The following is a 20,070-nucleotide window of genomic DNA, read 5'->3' on the forward strand; positions in this document are numbered from 1 at the left end:
GGTCAGACCTCGAAGAGGTCCTGGAGACGGGCCTCGTCGTCCGGCTCCCAGTCGAAGGTGTCGCCGTGCACCGCTTCCGGCCGCCGGTGCCGCAGGGCCATCGGCAGGATCCGCCGCAGATGCCCGGGGGTCACCCGGTCCGCGTCCTCCAGGGCCGCGAGTGCCCGGGCCGCCAGCACGGCCACGATCTCCCCCCGCTGGCCCACCGCCTCGGTCCGTTCCGCGACCCGGGCGCACAGCTCCAGGATCTGGTCGGGGACATCTACGTCACGCACCCGGCGCCGGGCGGCCGTCAGCCGGTCCCGGGTGCGCGCGTCGTCCCGCCGGGCGGCGGAGAGCCACGCGGAGTCCTCGCGCCCGAGTTCCTGCTCGAAGTCCAGCACGGTGCGCAGCAGCCGGTGCCGCGCCGTCGCGTCCAGGGTCTCGGCGGTGACCATCAGCCCGAAGCGGTCCAGCAGTTGGGGCCGCAGCCCGCCCTCTTCCGGGTTCATGGTGCCGACCAGCCCGAACGACAGGTACTTGGCGGTGTCCAGCCCCTCGCGCTGCACGGACAGGACTCCGGTGGCGGCGACGTCCAGAATGATGTCCACGAGGTGGTCGTCGAGGAGGTTGACCTCGTCGACGTAGAGCAGGCCCTTGTCCGCCGCGTCCTCCAGCAGCCCGGGTTGCGGCCGGGTCTCGCCCCGGATGAGCGCGTCCAGGTCCCAGCCGCCGACGACGCGGTCGTCGGTGGCGTTGATGGGCAGGGTGACCGGCAGCTCACCGTGGGCCATCAGCGCGAAGGCCCGTACGAGGGTCGACTTGGCGGTGCCGCGCGGTCCGGCCATCAGCACGCCGCCGATGCGGGGGACGACGTGGTGGAGCTCCAGCGCCAGCTTGAGCTCGTCCTGGGCAACGACACGGGAGTACGGCAGGATGCGCGGCCCCGGCACCGCGCCGCTCACGAACCGGCCCCGTCCGCCGCGCCGGTCCTGTGACCGTCGGGGGCGGGAGAGGGAGCGGGGGCGGTCTGCCAGCGGAGCGTGATCTGGAGCTGGGCCTCGGCCCCGCTCTTGACGAGGGTGGCCACCCCGGCGTCGATCTTGATGGCGAGCTGCATCTCGATCTCGTCCGGCCGCAGCCCCTCCTGCAGCTCGCCGAAGCGCCGTACGGCCTGGGCGGCGCATCTGCGGGCGAGGTCCAGCCCGTCGGTGTAGACGTCCCGGGCCACCCGGACGACCCGCTGTCCGGCGCCGTCCCGGGTCTCCTCGTCGCCGAAGACGAGGTCGAGCCCGTCGGCGGCGGACGGGTCGAGGCGCGCGTCGACCTCGACCGGTATGGGCCCGTCCGCGCCTTCCGGCACGGGACCCAATAAGATCACCACACGCTCCCCCTGGCCCAACTCGTGTGTGTTACAGGTGTGTTGAGTGGACCCGTGTTCTTCCCCGGGGCGCGGGGGGTTATGCGCCCCGGGGCAACGAACGTGACCGACCGGTCTCGTCCTTCGCGATGTCAGGGGGTCTGGGGCTCGAAGTCCCAGTACGGACGGTTGCGGGAACGGGCGGAGACGGTGTGCGTGTGCTTGCTGCCCAGGGTCGCGTCGAGGTCGGACAGGGCCTCCTGCTCGACCTTCTCCGCCTGCCGGCGGTCCCGCAGGCCGCGCAGGTCCGCCGCGTACGCGATACGGGTCGACAGCGTGAGCGGGTGCGTCCGCCCGAGCGACTCGATGGCCCGCGCCGCCGTGTCCCGGCTGAGTTCGGCGGCCCCCTCGGTGTCGCCCACCAGATTCCGCAGCGCGGAGGCGTTCAGGGCGCAGCCGACGGTCCAGGGGTGGCTCTCGCCGACGGCCTGCGTCATCTCGGCCAGCGCCTGTTCGACCAGGACGTGGCCGTGCTCGCGTTCACCGACGTTGCGCAGGATCAGTGCCTGGTTGGCGCGGGACCCGGCGATGTACGGGTGACCCGCGGGAAGCATCATCTCGTAGCGGGCGACGACCGCCTCGCTGAGCTCGCGGGCCTGGTCGATGTCGCCGTGTTCGCGGGCGTAGCAGCTCTGGCCGGTCGCGAAGATCAGCGTGTGCGGATGGGTCTCGCCCAGTACCCGTTCTCCGCGCTCCAGAACACTGCTCAGCATCGTTCCCGGCTCCTCGCCGCGAGGTGCCCGCTCGCCGAGGCGGTACCGGCTCAGCGCCAGGTTGTACTCGGCCTTGAGGGTCTGCGGGTTGTCCGAGCCCATCACGATGCGGTTCTCGCGCACGTTCTTCGCCTGGAGGGACTCGGCGTCGGCGTAGCGGCCCAGCAGGCGCAGGTCGGTGGCGTACGAGATCTCGGAGCTGAGCGCCCACGGATGGCGGGCGCGCAGCAGTTGGCGGCGGGCCTCCATGGTGCTCCGGTCGGTCTCCAGCGCCTCCTCGTAGCGGCCGAGATGGCGCAGGGAGACACCCAGGTTGTTCTGCGCGTTCAGGGTCCGGGAGTCCTGGTCGCCGAGGAGTTCGCGGTAGGCCGCCAGGACCCATTGGGAGAGTTCCAGGGCCTCGTCGTAGCGGGCGAGGCCGCGCAGGTCGCCGCCCAGGCCCGCGGCGGCGCGCAGGTGGTCGAGGTCCTGCGGTCCGCGTTCCTCTTTGAGGTGCTCGACCGCGTCGCGGCTGAGGGCCTCGGTGCGGGCGTAGTCGCCCATGACCCGCAGCAGGTTGGTGTAGTGGTGGGTCAGCTCCCAGATCCGCGCGTGGGTCGGACCGAGGAGCCGGCGCCAGGCGGTGAGGGCCCGCTCGCCGAGTTTGATGCCGGCCCGGTACTCGCCGGAGAAGTACATGTAGCGCAGGCAGTTCAGGACCATGCGCTGGACCTTCGTGTCCTTGCTCTTGAGGACGTCCGCGTACTTCAGGTGCGGCACGATCTCCGCGTAGCCGGGCCACAGCCGGGTTTCGGTCGGCCGGCCCGGATCGGCCGCGGCGAGGGCCCGCCGTACGACGTCGATGAACTCGCCGCGGTCGGCGTCCGGCATGTCCTTGTGCACGATCTGGTGGACCATGCGGTGCAGGTAGAGCGATTCCCCGGCGGACACCGGTTCGTCGAGGGACGCCTCGTGGGACTCCAGCCGGACCACCGAGTAGGTGCGCAGCTGGTTGATCGCCTTGTTCCACAGCAGCGGGTCGTTGAGCAGCCCGGCGAGCTGCTCGGGCAGCTCGTCGACGGGCATTTCCTTCAGCAGGCGTACCGGGATGAAACCCGGCGCGAAGAAGGTGCACAGGCGCAGCAGGTCGACGGACTCCGGGACGGTCTCCCGGAGTTTGTTCAGCAGTATCGACCAGGCGGTCTGGAAGGCCAGCGGGAAGTCCGCCGACACCTTCACCACATCGCTGTCGATACCGCCCTCCAGCAGGGCGATGTACTCGTCGACCGACAGGTCGGAGTCGTTCAGCCAGCCCGCCGTCTGGTCGAGCAGCAGCGGCAGGTCGCCCAGCGCCTCGGCCAGTTGGTCGGCGTCCGCCTCCGACAGGCGGGGGGCGCGGCGGCGGATGAACGCGACCGACTCGTCGCGGGGATAGACCCGGACTTCGAGCAGCTTGCTGTTGTGCTCGCTCCACTCGGGGTTGCGCGAGGTGACGATGACGTGTCCGGGGCCGGTGGGCAGCAGGTCCCAGATCTGGTCCGGCTCGTCCGCCCCGTCGAGGACCAGCAACCACCTGGAGTAGGGCTCCCCGCGACGGAGCGCGTCGCGTACGGCGCGCAGCCGCTCACCGTACTCCTGACCGGTCCGCAGGTTCAGTTTCGGGGCCAGTTCGGCCAGTTGCCGCCGGTAGGTGACGCGCTTCTCCGCGTTCACCCACCAGACCACGTCGTACTCGGACCCGAAACGGTGCGCGTACTCGGCGGCGAACTGGGTCTTGCCCACCCCGGACATGCCGTGCAGGGTCAGCACGCCGGCGCCGGACTCGGCGCTCTGGAGGAGGTGGTAGGCCTCGTTGAACAGCGGCTCGCGGCCGGTGAATCGGGTGTTGCGCCGCGGCACCACGCCCCACACGTCCGGCATCGCCGCCGGGAACCGCGGCGCGCGCCGTGACTCCGCCGGGGTCTCGGCGAGCGCCTCGGGCGACAGGTCGAGCCGGTCCAGCAGGCGGCGCTCCGCCTCCTCGGCGCCCATGTTGGTCAGGGCGACCGGTGCCAGTACGGCCGCGGCGGCCGGGACCGCCGCCGTGGTGACCGACACGGCCGCGAACCGGGAGGGATCGGGGGCGACGATCTCGCGCAGGGCCGCGTTCCACTCCTCGTGGGTGCGCGGTCCGAGCTGGAAGTACCACTCGCTGACGATGATGAGGACCCGGCCCTCGGCGAGCGTCAGGTCGCGCAGCAGGTCCACCAGCGGGACATCGGCCGGGGAGTCCCAGCGCAGCGGCACCACCCGTACGCCGCGCCGCTCCAGCCGGTCCCCGATCCAGGCCGCCCAGGCGCGGTTGAAGCCTGCGAAATGGATCGTGACCGTCTGCCTGGCGGTCCCCCTCTCGGCCGTCTCGACCGGCTTGCGAGCTCCAGACATGCAGTGGCCTCCAGCACGTAGTACCACAAAATCCTAGGACCCCGGAGCGTCGCGCGTAAGTCCGCCGACCGACGGCAACACCCCCTGTACGGACGATCTTTCCGTACCCGGGCGCCGCGCGTGGGCATTCATCCGTTAGAGGGCGGGAGCGTGGAGGCGTGCCGCCGGGTCCACAGGGTGCGCGCGGCGGCCACGTACGCCTGTGCGCGGGCGACGTGGCCCCTGGGCGCGGGGTGTTCCGCCATCCGTTCGTGGGTGGCGGCCATCTCGTCGACGAACCGGCGTCCTCGCACGGTGAGGTCGGGCGAGCCGACGAGGGCGGGCAGGGCGGCCCCGACCTGGGCGCGGTAGCGCGCGTGCTGGGCCCACGCCCAGTCCCGGTCCGGCAGCCCGCCGACGAGCGCCCGGCGCTGGTGGAACGCGGCCAGCGCGAGGTGCGAGTACGTGCCCTGGAGCAGGCCGTCGTAGGGCCGGGGATCGGCGCGCCAGGGGGCGAAGTACCGCGCCGCGGGACCTGCCCGGTGCAGGGTCACCAGGTCGCTGAGGGCGGCGAGTTTGGCGTGCTGCAGCTCGTGCACGAGGGTGGCGGCGAGGGTCACGGGGTCGGGCGGGGTGCTGCTGAGGAGGGCGCCGAACGCCTCGCGGCGCGTGGCGCTGCAACTGCCGCGGCCGGTGCCGACCTCGGGCGGCGTCTCCAGCGGGACGAGGCAGCGCAGCAGCGCGCCCGCTTCGGCCAGGCGTTGCGCGCCGCCCGCGCGGAGCGCGAGGGCCGTGCCGGACCAGGCCTGGAGCCACCGTTTGCGTTCCGCGTCGTCGAGTGCGAGCGGTGTGCGCAGGTCGCCGTGGCCGGGGCCGTCGGGCAGTTCGCGGTACGGGTCGAGGTCGTCGAGCGGCAGGGGCGGTGCCGTCGGGGTGAGGCCGGGGAGCGCGTGGGCGGGCGTCCAGGCGAGGGCGCCGGACCAGGCGCCGACGCCGCTCTCCAGGTGGACGGTCACGTCGGGGGCGTCGGCCTGGCGCAGGACCAGCCGGCCTTCGGCGCAGGTGACGTCGACGGGCACGTCACCGGACCGGGCCGTGTGCAGGGCGCCGAGCGAGGGGAGGGCGAGGACTCCGGCGCGGGCGGTGAGCCGGGTGCTGAACGGGATTCCGGCACCGGCGGCGACCACCGCGGCGATCGCGCTGAAGTGCGCGAGGTCGCGCCGCAGCCGCCGCTCCCGCTCGCCGCCCGCGGGCCCCGGGGCGGCGTCGAGGCCGCGCAGACAGGAGCGTGCCCAGGGGCCGGTGAGCGGATGGAACAGGCGGGCACGCGCCGGGTTCGCGAACCGCGCGTCGCCACCGGCCGGAACCGCACCGGCTCCCGCCCGGCTCCTCCACGCACCGGTCGGGGCTTCGTCTTCACCGGCGGCCCGGGTCCACACACCGGGCGGAGCATCGGCGTCGGCGCTGGTACGCCGCGCACCGGGCGGAGTATCGGCTTCGGCGGCCGCCCGGGTACTCCACGCACCGGGCCGGGCGTCGTGGTCGCTGCGCGTTGCCGCGCGGCCGGGCCGGTGCTCCGGGGTCGGCGCTCCCGGCGCCGGGAGCCGGTCCGCCTCGGTCAGCAGCGCCCAGTCCGCGCGCAGCCTCGCCTTCTGCGCGGCGGTGCAGACGGACCGCTCCGCCGACTCGGCCGCGTCGAGCACCGCGCGCAGCAGGAGCAGCCGTCGCGTGTCCTGGTCCCGCACGAGGAGCGTCAGGGTGTCGGATCCGCCCTCGGTCCGGGCGAGTTCGAGAAGGGCCCGCTCGGGAACGGCTGGAAACATCACGAAGCACCCCCTCCGGCCGGGCCCGTCCCGGCGGCAGCCCAACCACTGACGCCCGCCGACGCGGGACTGCCCGAGACACCCGAACCGGCCGTCACCGGCCCAGCGGGTGCTGGAGTGGTCGCGGTCGGCCCGGCCGACGCCGGTCCGACGGCGGAGGAACCAGCCGACGCCAGGCCGGTCGCCGACGAACCAGCCGAAGCCGGCCCGGATTGCGCTGGGCCGCCGGTGGCGGCGGAACCGGCTGGCGCTGGAACGATTGCCACCGGACCGACTGACCCCGGGCCGATGGCGTACGGTCCAGCCGAGTCCGGGGCCGTCGCGGACGGACCGGTCGCGGCCGGACCGCTCCCGGAGGGACCGCTCTCCGGCGCGCCGGTCGTAACCGGCCCGCCCGGAGTCGGTCCCCCCGTGGCGGCGGTGAGCCGCGAGGACACGTGGCGGATGAAGCGCTGGAGGTCCGCGCAGTACACGGACGGGTTCCGGAAGCCGTGCCCGGCGCGGTAGCGGTGCGCGTAGTGCCCGCCCCCGCAGACCCGCAGCAGCGGGCAGGCCCGGCACTCCCCCGCGAGCGACGCGGGCCCGGCCTGCCGGGCGGCCACGCCCGGGTGCCGCAGCGCGTCGTCGAAGGTGTGGCGGAACACGTCGAGGCCGGTGCGCGCCGCGCCGGGGTACGCCGATTTGAGGGAGTCGACCTGCTCGATCGACCCGTCGGTCTCCACCACGACCGCGTCGAACGGCGTGAGCCCCAGCGCCTCGGTGGCCGCGGGCAGCCCCAGCAGGAGCGCCACGCACTCCTCGAAGAGCCGCACCCGGACCTCCCGCCGCCCGGCGGACCACCAGCGGTCGAAGACGGCGCACAGCCAGTCGCCGTACCGGACGCCGGTCCGGCCCGGCGGCGGCGCGGTCCAGTTGCCGTGCGGCAGCAGCAGGTCCAGCGCGGGCGGGCGCAGGCCGAGCAGCGACTCGTACGTCTCGACCGGGTCCAGCGTCGGGTCGACGACGGTCAGGAGCCCCGCGTACGACGTGGGGAAGCGCTCGGCGATCAGGCGGGCTCCCCGTGCCGCCGCGGGCCAGGACGGGCGGCCGGCGTGGTCCACCCGCCGTCGGTTGTGGGCGGCGGTGCCTCCGTCGAGGCTGATGCCGACGCGGATACCGGCGTCGGCCAGGACGGCGAGGCGTTCCTCGGTGAGCAGGGTGGCGTTGGTCTGCACGGTGGCGTGGACCTGACATCCTCGCGGGACGAGCTCCCGTACCCGCCCGGTGACCTCGGCGAGCGGACCGGCCCCCGCGAGCAGCGGTTCGCCCCCGTGCAGCACCAGGGCGAGGTCACGCAGCGCGTGCCGGTCGGCGTGCTCGGCGATGCGGGTGGCGGTGCGGTCCAGGACGGCGGCGGAGGCGGCCGCGGGACGGTCCCGCCAACCGCTGTCGGGGCCCTCGTAGAGGTAGCAGTAGGTGCACGCGAGGTTGCAGCGGCCGTGCATCTTGACGATGAACTGCCGGAAGGGAAAGGGTTCTTCGGGTCCGGCCCGCCGACCGGGTACGACCGGAGCCGGACCGGTCATGGCCTGTTCCGACACTCCAGCACCCCCCATGCCGTAACGGTCCGCCGGCGTCGCCGCGAGTCGGCGCCACGGCACCGTGCCGCACGAAGCCGCATTCCCGGCGCGGCGGGTGCCCGAAACTCGGCGCCGCGAAAGTTGTCCTATTCACATGTCTTCATGCGCCCGGATGACCGCGCCCGCCGGTCAGAAGGAGTTGTCGAAGCCCCACAGCATCTCGCTCGGCTCCGCGGCCCGCGCCCTCAGTTCCCCCAGCACCTCGCGCAGCACCGGATGTTCGATGGTGCCCAGCTGCGCGAGGTCCAGTTCCAGCAGATCCGGCAGTGGCTCCCCGGCGCCCTCGGTCGCCTGCTCCGCCCCGGCCTCGTCCCGTATGTCCATGCCCCGTTCCTCTCCCGCGCTCCGCGCCGCTGTTCCGCCCTCACTCCAGGTCGGCGAGCCGCTGTGCCGTCTGCCGTGCGGTCGGCTCCCCCGTGGCCAGCCGGTCGTCCGGCAACCGGTCCCACTGCGCCCGCGCCGCCGCGTAGGCCTCCCTGGCCGCGCGGGGCCGCACGGCCGCCTCGAAGGACATACCCCGCCAGTGGTGCGCCTGTGCGGCCAGCTCCACGGCTTCTTGGCGCCGGCGCTCGGTTTCGGCCTCCTCCTCGGCCCGTCGGGCCGACTCGGCGGCCGCCCGGAAGGCGTCGACCGCCACGTCCAGGCGCGCCGCGCGGCCCAGGCTCTGGAACGCCTCGAACTGGGCCTGCCCGAGCTCCAGTCGGCAGCGTGCCGCCAGCAACGGGTCCTCCGCGTCCGCCGCGGCGAGCCCGAAGAGATGCTCCGCCTCCCGGAGGTCGACCCGGTCGCCGCGCGCCTGGTACCGGACCATGAGCGCCTGCCCGAGGAGCAGCAGCCGGTGGGCGACGCGCCGACTGCCCGCCGGGGTCTCCATCCGGCAGTCCCGCAGCACCCGTATCGCGCGGGACAACTGGCCCTGGCGCCGGTCGGCGGGCTCCAGCGTGGCCAGCCGGAGCAGTACGCCGCCCCACTCGGCGAGCACGTCCGCGTGCGCGGGCGCGTCCCGGGACATCCAGTGCGCCGCCTGTGCGAATCGGTCGGCGGCCCCGTGCAGTTCGGGCGGCTCCCCCGACTCGGCGTAGCGTGCGACGGCCACCCGCCCGGCGCGGACCAGCAGCGCCGCGCGCTGCCCCTGCTCGCGGACCACTCCGAGGGCCTCGTCGGTCCTGGCCTGGGCGTCGTCCAGCGGGCCGCCCGCCGACAGCAGCGCGTCGACGAGGTCGAGGAGCACCCGGACCCGGTCCCGGACGGACTCGTTGGTGTCCGGTGCCGGGCCGGAGTCCAGTCCCCGGCGCAGCGACCGCGCCGACTGCTCCGCGTACTGCCGGACCTGGACCGGGTCCGCCGTCACCTCCGACAGGCGCAGCAGGGTGCGGCCGTGGGCCAGCAGCAACTCGAAGGGGCGGTCGCCGCGGTCGGGCCAGGCGTCGGCGAACGCCTCCAGCATGCCGACGGCACTCTGCAGGAGGGCGCTGTCGCCGCCCAGGCGCCACTGGGTCTCCAGGGAGGCGACCCGTTCCAGGGTGAGCCGCAGCGCCTCCCCCTCGTCCAGGCCGGGTGCCGCGCAGGCGACCGCGTACTCCCGGTCGGCGCGGCGCAGCAGGTCGAGCGCGCCGGACCGGTCTCCGCGCCGTCGCGCGTCGGTGGCGGCGGCGTGCAGTACGCGTGCGAGGACGGCGCGTTCGCGCAGGGCGTGCGGCGACGCGGCGGCCCGTTCCGCGGCTCCGGTGGCCTCCCGCAGCAGCGCGGCCCCGCCCTGCACCTCCCACAGCCGCAGGGTGCAGCGCGCGTACTCGCCCCACAGTTCGGGGTCGGCGCCGGGCGGCCGTTCCTGCTCGGTGGCGCCGCGCAGCAGCTGCACGGCGTCGATGACGTCCTGGACCATGCCTTCGCCGTCGAACCGGGCGAGCAGGGCGCGCGCCCGGACGACCGCCCGGTGCGTGGGCCGCTCCGCGGCGACCTGCGGGCCGGTGCGGCTGTCGTACGTCGCGAACTGGTCGGGCAACGGCATGAACCGCTCCAGGATCCGGGCCGCGACCTCCGCGAAGGGCTGCGGGACCGGGGCGGTCCCGGCGTCGCCGCCGCTCTCGCCCGGGTACCCGGGTTCGGCGCCGGAGGGGTGCGGGTGCGGGCGTCCTGGACCGCCGTCGCCGAGCTGGGCCAGCGCGAGCGCCGGGAAGTTGGGGCCGCCCTTGCCGAAGTGCTGTTCGATGTACTCCGAGCAGTGCTTGAGGACCAGCATGGCCTCGTCCCGCCCGAGCCGGGACAGCAGGGCCTCGCGCACCTCGGGGTCGATGTCGTACCACTGGGAGCCGTCCCCGCCGTGGTCCGCGCGGACCCGGCTGACCAGGCCGCCGACCAGGACCTCGGCGAGTTCGGACGGGCCGGAACCGGGCAGCATCGTCCGCTGGACCAGCTGCATCACCGGGAGGCAGAGCGGGGTCGCCGCGAGGTAGACGGCCAGGCGCGCGGCGGCCGGAGACGCTCCGGCGCTGAATCGGCTGACCCGTTCCAGCGGTGTGCGGCGGCGGTCCGGGCGGGCGGCCGCGGCGGGCGGCTGGTCGGCACGCACCCAGCCCACGGCGCCGGGCACCGGACCGGCACCGGCCAGCAGCCGGGCCCACGACCCGAGGGCCACCGGCTCCGGCGGCAGTACGGGGACGGCCAGCGCACCGCGGCGGGCCTCGGCGGCGGCGCCGGAGGCCGTGCGCACCCGCAGCACGGCGCCGCCGCCCAGGGTGTCACCGCGCGACAGGCCACCGAAGGTGACGGGCAGCCGGGTGCGGTTCCACATGCGCTGCGGCAGCGGCTGGAGCACGACGACGGGGCCCTGCCGGGACAGGTGGTGGAGCAGCCGGTGGGCGTGGCCGCCGTGCCACAGCGGGCCGGCGCAGTCGCTGACCAGGACGACGATCCGGCGTCCGGTCGGATCGCTGAGCCGGTCGGCGGCGTGCAGCGGCGCACCGTACGGGTCGGCGCTGCGGCTGACGGCCGGACCCCCGTCGGGCCCCTGGTGCAGATGGCTGACCTGGACGTCCGAGAAGGCGCCCAGCCGGCTGAAGACCTGGGCCAGTTCGGCGAACAGCCGGCCCCACACGCGCATCGAGGAGGAGGCGTCCAGCACCAGTTGCAGCCGGGCGTCCCGGCGGGACAGGTACCGGCGGACGGGCAGGATCAGTCCGCCGGCCCGGGCGCTCACCTCCGCGGTCCCGACCTCGTCGAGCTCGGACCGCAGGGGGGTGGCCGGGCTCCGGTACCCCTGCAAGGGGCGCAGGGCTCGCTGGAGTTCGAGCGGCGCGGGCAGCACGGGGGCGGCGGGCACACCCACCGGCAGTGCGCGGGCCGGGCCGGCGCCGTGCGCACCGGGCCCGTCGCCGGGCGGCAGCGGGTAGAGGGCCACGCGGCGGGCGGCCGGTGCGGCGGGCGGCTCCGGCTCGGGCGGCCGGGTCCGGTCCGGTGGCAGTGCCGGGGGTCCGGCGGGCGGCCGGCCCACCGGGGGCGCCGCGCGGGCGTTCGGGGCGGGCGGAGCGTCCGTGGCGTCGGCGGAGCGGGTCCAGCGGGCCAGCCAGAGCGCGTCGCAGAGCTGCTCGGCGTCCGGATCCAGGCCGATCTCCCGCAGCCTCAGGACGAGCCGGGCGAGCGGGTCGTCGGCGGGCACGGCGGCGCGCCCTGCCTCGGAACTCTCGGAACCCTCGCCGCCGGGGCCGCCGGGGGTGCGGTGGTGGCCGGGACCGTGGCGCGCCGTCTCGTCGGGCATCGCGTCACCTCGGACGATCGAGCCGCTGGATGAGCAGGTCGGCCAGGCGGTCGCGGCTGGGCGTGGCGGCGGCGTCGGTGAGGTATATCGCGTTGAGCAACTGGTCCGTGGCCAGCAGCTCGCTGCGGGACCGCTCCAGGAACCGGGTGACGAGGTCGTCGCCCGCGCGTGCCGCCTCGTCGCCCAGGTGGGCCCGTACGAAGGTGGCGAGCCGGTTGTGGTCGGGGCGACCGAGCTCCAGGTGGATGCAGCGCCGCATCAGCGGGGCCGGGAAGTCGCGTTCGCCGTTGCTGGTGAGCACCACGAACGGGAAGGCGCGGCAGCGCACGCGGCCGTCGCGCACCGGCACCTTCACGCCGTCCGCGGTGAGCACCTCGGCCGTGCGGTCCGGCAGCCGGTCCGCGATGCGTTCCAGTTCCGGGATGGCGAACTCGCCCTCCTCCAGTACGTTCAGGAGGTCGTTGGGCAGGTCGATGTCGCTCTTGTCCAGCTCGTCGATGAGCAGGACGCGCGGCTGGTCGGAGGGCAGCAGCGCGGTGCCGAGGGGGCCGAGCCGGATGTAACCGCCGATGCCGTCGACCGCGCCCGGCGTCCCGGACCCCGGGCCGTTGTCCGCCTGCGCGGCGATCTGCACGTCCTGCAGACGGGCGATGGCGTCGTAGTGGTAGAGGCCGTCCTGGAGTTCGGAGCGGCTGACGATGGACCAGCGCAGTACGTTGCCCAGGCCCAGTTCGTACGCCACCGAGTGGGCCAGGGTGCTCTTGCCCGCGCCGGGGCTGCCGGTGACGAGGAGCGGCCGGCGCAGGTACAGCGCGGCGTTGATCATCTCGAGTTCCTCGGCGCCCGGCCGGTGCAGTTCGGCCAGGTGCCGGTGGGCGCCGAGCCTGCGGTCCTCGGACCCGTCGCCGGAATCCGCCGCGTCCCGGCTGGTGAAGTCCCGCCACGGGGGCGGGTCGGGAAGGCGGTCGATGCCGTCGTGGGGTTCGCCGGCGCCCCGGTAGATGAGCCACTCGCTGGATTCGCTCATGATCCAATCCTCGTCGTCACTCGTCCGGGGGGCGCTGTCGTCGTGGGGCGTCCATCACGGTATCGATCCTGAACGGGACTGGTAAGAGGCACATCGCCCAAGGGGTGCCTCGTCAAGGGGAGTTGAAACGCATGAGCGCGCGGTCGACGCGGACCCGCGCGGGCCGCGGTCAAGGCGCCTCCAGCAGGTCGCCCGCGCCGGGCAGGGGCTGGTGCGGGTCGTCGTACAGCAGCGCTATGCCGTGGGCCCAGAAGGTCTCCGGCCGTCCCGACCGCAGTCTGTGGCGCAGGTCGCGCACCGCCTCGGGCAGTCGGTGGGCTCCGGCCGGGCCCGCGATCTGGTCCAGGGTGCCGCGGTGGAACTCGCCGCAGACCGTCTCCGGCAGCCCGTACCCACGGCGCCACAGCGCCACGCCGAAGCCGCCGCGCACGAGCCGGGCAAGGCCCTCCGCGTCGCCCTCGCCGACGCGGGCGTCGAAGCGGCACAGCACCGGAACCGTGCCGTGCGACAGGCCCCGCAACTCCTCGACGGGCGGCACCGGTTTGCGCAGCCCGTCGTCGCAGTCCAGGACCGCGGCCGTCACCGGGTGGGCGTGCAGCCAGCGCCAGCGGGCTCTGCGTTCCTCGTCGATGTCCAGGCGGTGGTCGGCGTCCTGAGCGGCCGCCGGCTGCCCGCCGCCTGCTTCGGTCCCACGGCTCCGGCCGATTCCGCCGCCTTCACCGTTCCCGCCGTACGCGCCGTATCCGGGGTACGCGCCGTATCCGGAGTTCTCGCCGTACCCGGAGTTCGCACCGTACCCGGAGTTCTCGCCGTTCTCGGTCAGCTGGTCGCGGTCGGAGCAGCGCAGGACGACCGGGCGCTGTGTGCCGAGTCGCTCGTCCTCGGGACCGAGCCGCCATTCGTCCACGTCGAGTGCCAGCAGTGAGTGCTCCGTAGCCACCTGCAGAACCGCCGGCCGGCCCGGCGTGTCGCACTGCCGGAACGCCTCCTTGAGCGGTGCGGACAGATGGGTGGGCAGGTCGGCCAGCGGGACGCGCTGGACCTCCTTGAGCCGCTTCGCCTCTCCGTCGGAGCGCACGACGAAGACCGACCAGTCGCAGCGGTCCGGCTCCCAGCCCCGCCGCACGATCTCCACCAGCACGGACGACTGCCCGGCCGCCGACCGTTCCGGACCGCCGGCGGGCGCCCCGCGCGGTCCGCCGACCGGGCCCGGGGCGGGCCGGCGCGCCGTCATCCTGGCCATCCGCCGTTCGACCAGGGCACTCCGGCGGCCGGGACCGAGCCGCTGGGCGGCCTGCCAGATCCCGGCCCACAGGGCCTCCTCGGCGGCCGGCGTACTGGGCGCGAGGAACGGGCGGTCCGCGGTCATGGCGTGCACCGCGTAGTCGAGCACCAGGTAGAGGGCGCCGTCGTCGCGCGCGTACTCGTACAGGGCACCGAGTCCGTCGCGCCAGCCGCGCGGGGCGGGCAGCGGAGCCGGTGCCTCGAAGTCCTGCAGGGAGTCGAGGAGGTCCAGCAGGGAACGGGTGCTGGCGGGCGGCGGCAGGTCCGCGAGGCGTCCGAGCAACTGGACGCGCTCGTCGGGGCTCAGCGTCTGACCGGGCCGGGACCCGAGCCGGCCCTGCACGTCGGCCCAGGTGTGACGGCGCGCGTCCGGATGGCGCTGCCGGTCGCGGTGGTAGCGGTCGTGGGCGTGCACCACCGCCTGGTACAGGTCGTCGGGTTCGGTCGTCAGCTCTCCGGCGGGCACGGGCAGCGTCCGCAGTTGTTCCAGCCCGGTGGAGGTGCCCCCGCGCGCGTGGTCGGAACGCGACTTCAGTACGCCGATGACCTCGCCGCGCTCCGGATCGATCACGGGGCCGCCGGAGACGCCGTCCGGGAGGTCGTTGTCCCCCAGCCGCATCTGGACGTCCGCGTTCCAGCCGCCGATGGTGCCCTGCACGGTGAGGGTGCCGTCGAGCATCCTCAGCCGTCCGTCGACCACCGTCCAGCCCGCGTACAGGACCTTGCCCTCGCCGAAGTAGGCCGCCGGGCGCTCGGAGAGGTACACGCACTCGTGGTCGACCGGCTCGCTCAGCCGCACCAGCGCGAGGTCCGGGGCGGGCCAGTTGCCGGGCACGGATCCGGCGCCCTCGGGAAGGGCCGCCGCCACGTGGCCCGAGACCGCGGACATGCCGCGGCCCGGTGCGGGCTCGTACACCACCACGACCTCGCCCCCCTCACCGCCGCATGCCACGTGTGCGCAGGTCAGAACCCAGCTCGGGGCGACGAAGTAGCCGCTTCCGAGGAACGTCGCGGGTTCGTCCAGGGCATACCCGGCGTCCGGCCGATGAATGCGAACCGTCGCCGCCATGACGAGGCCACGCAGCGCACGGCGGGCCGCGTCCCCGGCCCCCGGTGCGCCGGGGGCGCGTCCGTGCGTCATGCCCCGCTCCCGGAAGCGGCGGCACCGCTCCCGCCGTGCTCCGGGGCGCGGGCGGACGCGTCCGCGGTGGCGTCGGGGGGCTCACCGCCCGGGGCGCGCGCGTCGGGCGCGGACGGATCCGGCGGGCCGCCGTTCCAGGTGAGGGTGACCGAGATGCCCGCCTTGGCCTCGCCGTCGGCGAGAAGGCCCACGACCTTGCCGGCCTTGGCCGTCAACTCGATGCCGAACTGGACGCTCACCTCGTCCGGCCGCACCGCGCGCAGCGGTTCCGCCAGCGAGCGCGCGACACCGGTCACGAGCGCGTTCAGGCTCTCCACGCTCGCCTCGATCCGCTCGGCGAAGCCGGTGTCGCTGTACGACAGCTGCCCGGGCGGTGCCGGCAGCTCGGCCGCGCCCGAGATCCGGGCCCAGACCGGTGTCCCGTCCGGCAGCACGATGCGCGTGACGCGCGTCGCTTCCTGTCCCATGCGATTCCCCCGTCCCCGCGCCCCTCGACGGCCCCGGAAGGCACGGCCCCGTGGGCGCCTATCCTTGTGCTGTCTTCTTCACAACTGACGGAAAGACCCCATCTCTCCACCCTGCAGGCACAGGTTTCTTCCCGCCCGGGAGGCTCTCAACCCTGCAAAGACCCGACGGAGCACGATCCATGTACTTCACCGACCGCGGCATCGAGGAGCTGGAGAAGCGGCGCGGCGAGGAGGAGATCACCTTCGAGTGGCTCGCCGAGCAGCTGCGCACGTTCGTCGACCTGAACCCGGACTTCGAAGTACCGGTGGAGCGCCTGGCCACGTGGCTGGCACGGCTGGACGACGAGGACGAGGACGAGGACGAGTAGGAACGGAAGGGCCGGGGCGGACCGTCGGACCGGTCCGCCGCGGCGGACCGTCAGGTGTGTCTGGAGAGCCCGTAGGCCGCGCCGAGCGCGCCGTGCCCGACGAGCAGCGCCCCCGCCGCGGTCCAGCCTCCGCTGCGGCGCCGCAGACCCCAGACGGTGAGCGGCAGTCCCGTCGCCACCTGGGCCAGGGCCAGGACGCGGGCCCCCGGACCGCCCGTCCAGGGCATCCAGGCGGCCAGCGGGCTGTCGTCGGCGGTCGGGCGGCGTCCGGCGGGCTCGGTCCGGCGGACACCGGGCAGGGCGCGGGCAGCCGCGCCGAGGCGGTCGGCGCCTTCACCGGGGTCGAGCCCCGCGGGGAGGGTGATTCCCGCGCGTGCGAGCACCGCCAGCAGCCCCCGCAGCCTGGCCCGGGCACCGGCTCCGGCCCCGAACGCGCCATCGGCGTCCGGGTCGGGCCGCGTCAGCCGGTCCAGCGACTGCACGTCCAGGACCGGGTCGAGGCCCAGCCGGGCGGCGAAGGTGCGCATCGCCTCGTCCTCGCCGGCCGGTGTGCCGTTCGCGAGCCACACGTAGCCCACCGGGCGGCGGAATCCGGACGCGAGGACGTATCCGGCCCGGTCGGCGTCCCACCACAGGGCGAGTACGGGCCAGGGGGCGCCGACGGCGAGCGCCGCGGCCCAGCCGGCGACGACCCGGTCGACCGGTTCGCCCCCGTCCCGCCAGGGCCCGCCCTCCGGCACCAGCGCGCTCCACTGCGCACCGGCCCGGACCAGCGGCATCGGTTCGCCCAGCAGGGGGGCGACCACGGCGACGGAATCCGGCTCGGCGCGGCAGAGCAGCAGGGCGCCGGGAGTGAGAGCGAAGACCGACCCTTCCGTCGTCATATTGACAAGGTAGGACAAGTAGGACATACCCACCCACTCAGCCGATCACCGGCCGCCCACTGGCCGATCACTGATCACCGGAACGGGTGTCTTGACTTTCCGTGTCCGCGATATATCGTGAATTTCGGAGGACGCGATATGGCGCGTTCGGTCGAGGAGGTCTGCACCATGTCCGAGTGGTCCGTCGCGGAGGCCAGGAAGCTCACCTTCGACGAGCCGGTGAGCCGGCTCCACGTACGCATCGCCAGTGGAACAGTGAACGTGGTGGGCACGGACGAAGGTTCCGCCCGCCTGGAGGTCTCCGAGATCGAGGGACCCCCTCTGATCGTGACCCACCGGGACGGCGTGCTCACGGTGGCCTACGAGGACATGCCCTGGAAGGGCTTCCTGAAGTGGCTGGACCGCAAGGGCTGGCGACGCAGTGCGGTGGTGTCCCTGGCGGTGCCTACCGGCACCCGGGTAGAGGTGGGGGCGGTCAGCGCCGCGGCCGTGGTCTCGGGTCTCGACGGACCCGCCGAGGTCAAGGGCGTGTCCGGGGACACCACTCTGGTGAGCCTCGCGGGCCCCGTCCGCGCCGACACCGTCTCGGGGAACGTGGAGGCGCAGGCCCTCACCGGCGACCTCCGCTTCAACTCCGTCTCCGGCGACCTGACGGTGGTGGAGGCGGGCTCCTCCGTGCGGGCCGACTCGGTCAGCGGTTCGATGATCGTCGACCTGGACCCGACCGGAGGCCCCACCGACATCAGCCTGAACAGCGTCTCGGGCGAGATCGCCATCCGACTGCCCCAGCCGGCCGACGCCCAAGTCGAGGCGAACACCGCCAGCGGCATGGTCAGCAGCGCCTTCGAGGACCTCCGGGTGGGCGGCCAGTGGGGGGCCAAGCGCATCACCGGACGGCTCGGCGCGGGCAACGGCCGGCTGAAGGCCACCACCGTCTCCGGCTCGATCGCCCTGCTCCGCCGCCCGGCGACGGAGGACACCCCGTGGGAGCGGAAGCCGGAGGAATCCGGCCCGGCGGGCACCGCACGGGGCGACTCAGGGGACAATTCCGCTTCCGTCCGGGACCAGGGCGCCACCGACGCCCCTTCCGACGGCACGACCGACAAGAAGGTGCTCTGACATGCCCCCCGTCTTCGCCCACGGCCGCCTCCGCCTCTACCTCCTCAAGCTCCTGGACGAGGCCCCGCGCCACGGTTACGAGGTGATCCGACTCCTGGAGGAACGCTTCCAGGGCCTGTACGCCCCGTCCGCGGGCACGGTGTACCCCCGCCTGGCCAAGCTGGAGGCGGAGGGCCTGGTCACCCACACCACCGAGGGCGGCCGCAAGGTGTACGCCATCACGGACGCCGGTCGCGCCGAGCTGGCCGACCGCAGCGGCGAGCTGGCCGATCTGGAGCTGGAGATCCGCGAGTCGGTCGCCGAGCTGGCCGCCGAGATCCGGGCCGACGTGCGGGGAGCGGCCGGTGATCTGCGGCGGGAAATGCGGGCCGCGGCCACGGCGGCCCGCCGGGGCACCCCAGGGGCGCACGACGAGGGGGGCGGCTCCGCCGCCGGTGCCGGGGAGGGCGACGAGAAGGAGGCCTGGCGGGCCGCCAAGGAGGAGATGCGGCGGGTGAAGCAGGAGTGGAAGGAGCAGGCCCGCCGAGCCAAGGACGAGAGCCGCCGCGCCCGCGACGAGGCCCAGCGGGCCCGGCGCCAGGCCAAGGAGGCCCAGGAGCGGGCCAGGGCCCAGGCACAGGAGGAGGTCCAACGCATCGCCCAGCGCGTGCAGGAACAGGTGCAGGACCACTTCTCGCGGGGCGACTGGCCGACGGGACTGCGTGAGGGCCTGAGCGAACTGGCCAAGGAGGTCGGCGACTTCGGAAAGGACTTCGGGAAGGAGTTCGGCAGGGACTGGGGCTTCGGACGCACCGACACCGGGAGCCCCGCCTCGCGCGCGGAGCGTTCCCCGGGCCCCGGGTACTCCGCCACGCCCGAGTACTCAGCCACGCCGGAGGACTTCCCCGCCGGATACACGCCGAGCTGGGCCCACGAGGACGCCGCGGAATCCACCGGTGACCCGGCGCGCGACCTCGACCGGCTGCTCGACCGCTTCCGGGACGACATCCGCGACGCCGCCCGGGACCATGGAGTGACGTCCGACCAGTTGCGCGACAGCCGCCGCCGGCTGTCGGAGGCGGCGGCGCACATCGGGGCGATCCTGCGTACGCCGAAGGCCTGAGCGCGGCACGGCGCGGCGCCCCCGGCCCGCAGGGGCGCCGCGCGCGCCGGTGAGCCGCCGGGCCACCGGGCCGCCGGTCAGGCGGTCAGGCGGTCAGGCGGTCAGGCGCAGGCCTCCCCGGTGCCCTCGCCCAGCACCCTGGACAGCGACGCGTGGGTCACCCCGTGGTCGGCGAGCACCTCGGCGGGCACTCCGGGACGCAGGGCCAGGGCGAGGAGGAGATGCTCGTCCCCGATGTGCCGGTCACGGCGGGCGACGGCGACCCGGAGCGCCTTCTCCAGGACCTCCTTGGCGCCCCGGCTGAAGCTCCGGTGTCCCGACCAGCGGCGCCCGCGCTTGCGGTCGTCGGCGGACATCGCCCCCACACCGTGCGCCTCCTCCACCCTGGCGACGATCTCCGTGACGTCGATGCCGAGTCCGGCGAGGGCCTCCGTCTCGGACTGCGACAGACCCGCACGGCGCCGTGCGTCCCCCAGCTCCCGGCGTACCGCGTCCCGGTTCTCGGCTACGCCGAGTGCCGCCAGCGCGAAGGAGGCGCGACTGCCCTCCCGGTCGAGCAGGGCGAGCAGCAGGTGCTCGGGCTCGACGGTCTCCGCCCGCGCCTGCTCGGCGTGTCCGACCGCCCCCTGCACGACCGCGCGGGCGTCCTTGGTGAATCGCTCGAACATCAATGCCTCCCGTACTTCTTGTGCACGGCCTGCCTGCTGACTCCGAGTTCCGTGGCGATCTCCTGCCACGACCATCCCTGCCGGCGGGCGCTGCGCACCTGTACGGCCTCCAGCTGCTCCACCAGCTTCCGCAGGGCGGTGACGGCCCGCAGCCCGATCCGGGGATCGCGGTCACCCGCACGCGTGGCGAGATCCGTTGCTTCACTCATACAGTCAACCTAGGTTGACATGACCCTCATGTCAACCCTGGTTGACATGAGGGTGGCGTTACCGAGCGGCCGGGACACGCGAAAGGCGGGCCCGGTGAACCGGACCCG

15 protein-coding genes and 1 pseudogene are annotated in these 20,070 nt (G+C 74.3%); 3 read left to right on the forward strand and 13 right to left on the reverse strand.

Annotated elements, in window-relative coordinates; genetic code table 11:
• Positions 1–2: 2 nt before the first annotated feature.
• The 10 genes and pseudogenes from ACH4D3_RS20915 to ACH4D3_RS20960 form a co-directional block, all read right to left on the reverse strand.
• Positions 3–944, reverse strand: a complete 942-nt coding sequence (locus ACH4D3_RS20915) for an AAA family ATPase (RefSeq protein ID WP_398324011.1) — start codon at positions 942–944, stop codon at positions 3–5.
• Positions 941–1,360, reverse strand: coding sequence for a CU044_2847 family protein (locus ACH4D3_RS20920; RefSeq protein WP_398324013.1), 420 nt, complete (start codon positions 1,358–1,360; stop codon positions 941–943). Before ACH4D3_RS20920 ends, ACH4D3_RS20915 begins: the two co-directional genes overlap by 4 nt.
• A gap of 131 nt (positions 1,361–1,491) precedes the next feature.
• On the reverse strand, positions 1,492–4,515 hold the full coding sequence (gene fxsT, locus ACH4D3_RS20925; protein ID WP_398324015.1) for an FxSxx-COOH system tetratricopeptide repeat protein: 3,024 nt from the start codon (positions 4,513–4,515) through the stop codon (positions 1,492–1,494).
• A 128-nt stretch (positions 4,516–4,643) separates the two neighbouring features.
• The gene (locus tag ACH4D3_RS20930; protein WP_398324017.1) at positions 4,644–6,317 is read right to left on the reverse strand and encodes an aKG-HExxH-type peptide beta-hydroxylase; all 1,674 of its coding nucleotides are present in this window, start codon (positions 6,315–6,317) and stop codon (positions 4,644–4,646) included.
• Between the two features lie 389 nt (positions 6,318–6,706).
• A pseudogene (locus ACH4D3_RS20935) lies at positions 6,707–7,882 on the reverse strand (FxsB family cyclophane-forming radical SAM/SPASM peptide maturase); the annotation flags it as partial.
• A gap of 183 nt (positions 7,883–8,065) precedes the next feature.
• Positions 8,066–8,260, reverse strand: coding sequence for an FxSxx-COOH cyclophane-containing RiPP peptide (fxsA, locus tag ACH4D3_RS20940; RefSeq protein ID WP_398324019.1), 195 nt, complete (start codon positions 8,258–8,260; stop codon positions 8,066–8,068).
• 40 nt (positions 8,261–8,300) lie between these two features.
• Positions 8,301–11,594, reverse strand: coding sequence for an SAV_2336 N-terminal domain-related protein (locus ACH4D3_RS20945; RefSeq protein ID WP_398324359.1), 3,294 nt, complete (start codon positions 11,592–11,594; stop codon positions 8,301–8,303).
• Positions 11,595–11,697: 103 nt separating this feature from the next.
• Positions 11,698–12,720, reverse strand: a complete 1,023-nt coding sequence (locus ACH4D3_RS20950; RefSeq protein ID WP_398324021.1) for an AAA family ATPase — start codon at positions 12,718–12,720, stop codon at positions 11,698–11,700.
• 169 nt (positions 12,721–12,889) lie between these two features.
• Complete coding sequence (locus ACH4D3_RS20955) at positions 12,890–15,145, reverse strand: trypsin-like peptidase domain-containing protein (RefSeq protein WP_398324023.1); 2,256 nt, start codon at positions 15,143–15,145, stop codon at positions 12,890–12,892.
• Positions 15,142–15,612, reverse strand: a complete 471-nt coding sequence (locus tag ACH4D3_RS20960; protein ID WP_398324025.1) for a CU044_2847 family protein — start codon at positions 15,610–15,612, stop codon at positions 15,142–15,144. Before ACH4D3_RS20960 ends, ACH4D3_RS20955 begins: the two co-directional genes overlap by 4 nt.
• Positions 15,613–15,791: 179 nt before the next feature.
• Between ACH4D3_RS20960 and ACH4D3_RS20965 the strand changes: the two genes are divergently transcribed.
• A complete protein-coding gene (locus ACH4D3_RS20965) occupies positions 15,792–15,980 on the forward strand; it encodes a DUF6104 family protein (RefSeq protein ID WP_266487295.1) in 189 nt (62 codons plus the stop codon).
• A 50-nt stretch (positions 15,981–16,030) separates the two neighbouring features.
• Here the strand turns inward: ACH4D3_RS20965 and ACH4D3_RS20970 are convergent, their stop codons facing one another.
• A complete protein-coding gene (locus ACH4D3_RS20970; RefSeq protein WP_398324027.1) occupies positions 16,031–16,864 on the reverse strand; it encodes a hypothetical protein in 834 nt (277 codons plus the stop codon).
• 168 nt (positions 16,865–17,032) lie between these two features.
• Here ACH4D3_RS20970 and ACH4D3_RS20975 point away from each other — a divergent pair, with 168 nt between their 5' ends.
• Both ACH4D3_RS20975 and ACH4D3_RS20980 read left to right on the forward strand, forming a co-directional pair.
• On the forward strand, positions 17,033–17,983 hold the full coding sequence (locus ACH4D3_RS20975; RefSeq protein WP_398324362.1) for a DUF4097 family beta strand repeat-containing protein: 951 nt from the start codon (positions 17,033–17,035) through the stop codon (positions 17,981–17,983).
• A gap of 1 nt (position 17,984) precedes the next feature.
• A complete protein-coding gene (locus ACH4D3_RS20980) occupies positions 17,985–19,085 on the forward strand; it encodes a helix-turn-helix transcriptional regulator (RefSeq protein WP_398324029.1) in 1,101 nt (366 codons plus the stop codon).
• 101 nt (positions 19,086–19,186) lie between these two features.
• Here ACH4D3_RS20980 and ACH4D3_RS20985 read toward each other — a convergent pair whose 3' ends face one another.
• Both ACH4D3_RS20985 and ACH4D3_RS20990 read right to left on the reverse strand, forming a co-directional pair.
• Positions 19,187–19,753, reverse strand: coding sequence for a Clp protease N-terminal domain-containing protein (locus ACH4D3_RS20985; RefSeq protein ID WP_398324031.1), 567 nt, complete (start codon positions 19,751–19,753; stop codon positions 19,187–19,189).
• A complete protein-coding gene (locus ACH4D3_RS20990) occupies positions 19,753–19,962 on the reverse strand; it encodes a helix-turn-helix domain-containing protein (protein WP_003973707.1) in 210 nt (69 codons plus the stop codon). Before ACH4D3_RS20990 ends, ACH4D3_RS20985 begins: the two co-directional genes overlap by 1 nt.
• Positions 19,963–20,070 lie beyond the last annotated feature (108 nt).

Source organism: Streptomyces sp. NPDC018026 (genome assembly GCF_044327745.1).
Lineage (GTDB): Bacteria > Actinomycetota > Actinomycetes > Streptomycetales > Streptomycetaceae > Streptomyces > Streptomyces rubrogriseus.

Excerpts from the sequence above, each read along its gene's own strand:
- fxsT (WP_398324015.1), bottom strand. The coding sequence starts at position 4,515 with ATGTCTGGAGCTCGCAAGCCGGTCGAGACGGCCGAGAGGGGGACCGCC.
- ACH4D3_RS20955 (WP_398324023.1), bottom strand. The coding sequence starts at position 15,145 with ATGACGCACGGACGCGCCCCCGGCGCACCGGGGGCCGGGGACGCGGCC.
- ACH4D3_RS20965 (WP_266487295.1), top strand. The coding sequence starts at position 15,792 with ATGTACTTCACCGACCGCGGCATCGAGGAGCTGGAGAAGCGGCGCGGC.
- ACH4D3_RS20975 (WP_398324362.1), top strand. The coding sequence starts at position 17,033 with ATGTCCGAGTGGTCCGTCGCGGAGGCCAGGAAGCTCACCTTCGACGAG.
- ACH4D3_RS20960 (WP_398324025.1), bottom strand. The coding sequence starts at position 15,612 with ATGGGACAGGAAGCGACGCGCGTCACGCGCATCGTGCTGCCGGACGGG.
- ACH4D3_RS20980 (WP_398324029.1), top strand. The coding sequence starts at position 17,985 with ATGCCCCCCGTCTTCGCCCACGGCCGCCTCCGCCTCTACCTCCTCAAG.
- ACH4D3_RS20950 (WP_398324021.1), bottom strand. The coding sequence starts at position 12,720 with ATGAGCGAATCCAGCGAGTGGCTCATCTACCGGGGCGCCGGCGAACCC.
- fxsA (WP_398324019.1), bottom strand. The coding sequence starts at position 8,260 with ATGGACATACGGGACGAGGCCGGGGCGGAGCAGGCGACCGAGGGCGCC.
- ACH4D3_RS20990 (WP_003973707.1), bottom strand. The coding sequence starts at position 19,962 with ATGAGTGAAGCAACGGATCTCGCCACGCGTGCGGGTGACCGCGATCCC.
- ACH4D3_RS20930 (WP_398324017.1), bottom strand. The coding sequence starts at position 6,317 with ATGTTTCCAGCCGTTCCCGAGCGGGCCCTTCTCGAACTCGCCCGGACC.
- ACH4D3_RS20970 (WP_398324027.1), bottom strand. The coding sequence starts at position 16,864 with ATGACGACGGAAGGGTCGGTCTTCGCTCTCACTCCCGGCGCCCTGCTG.
- ACH4D3_RS20985 (WP_398324031.1), bottom strand. The coding sequence starts at position 19,753 with ATGTTCGAGCGATTCACCAAGGACGCCCGCGCGGTCGTGCAGGGGGCG.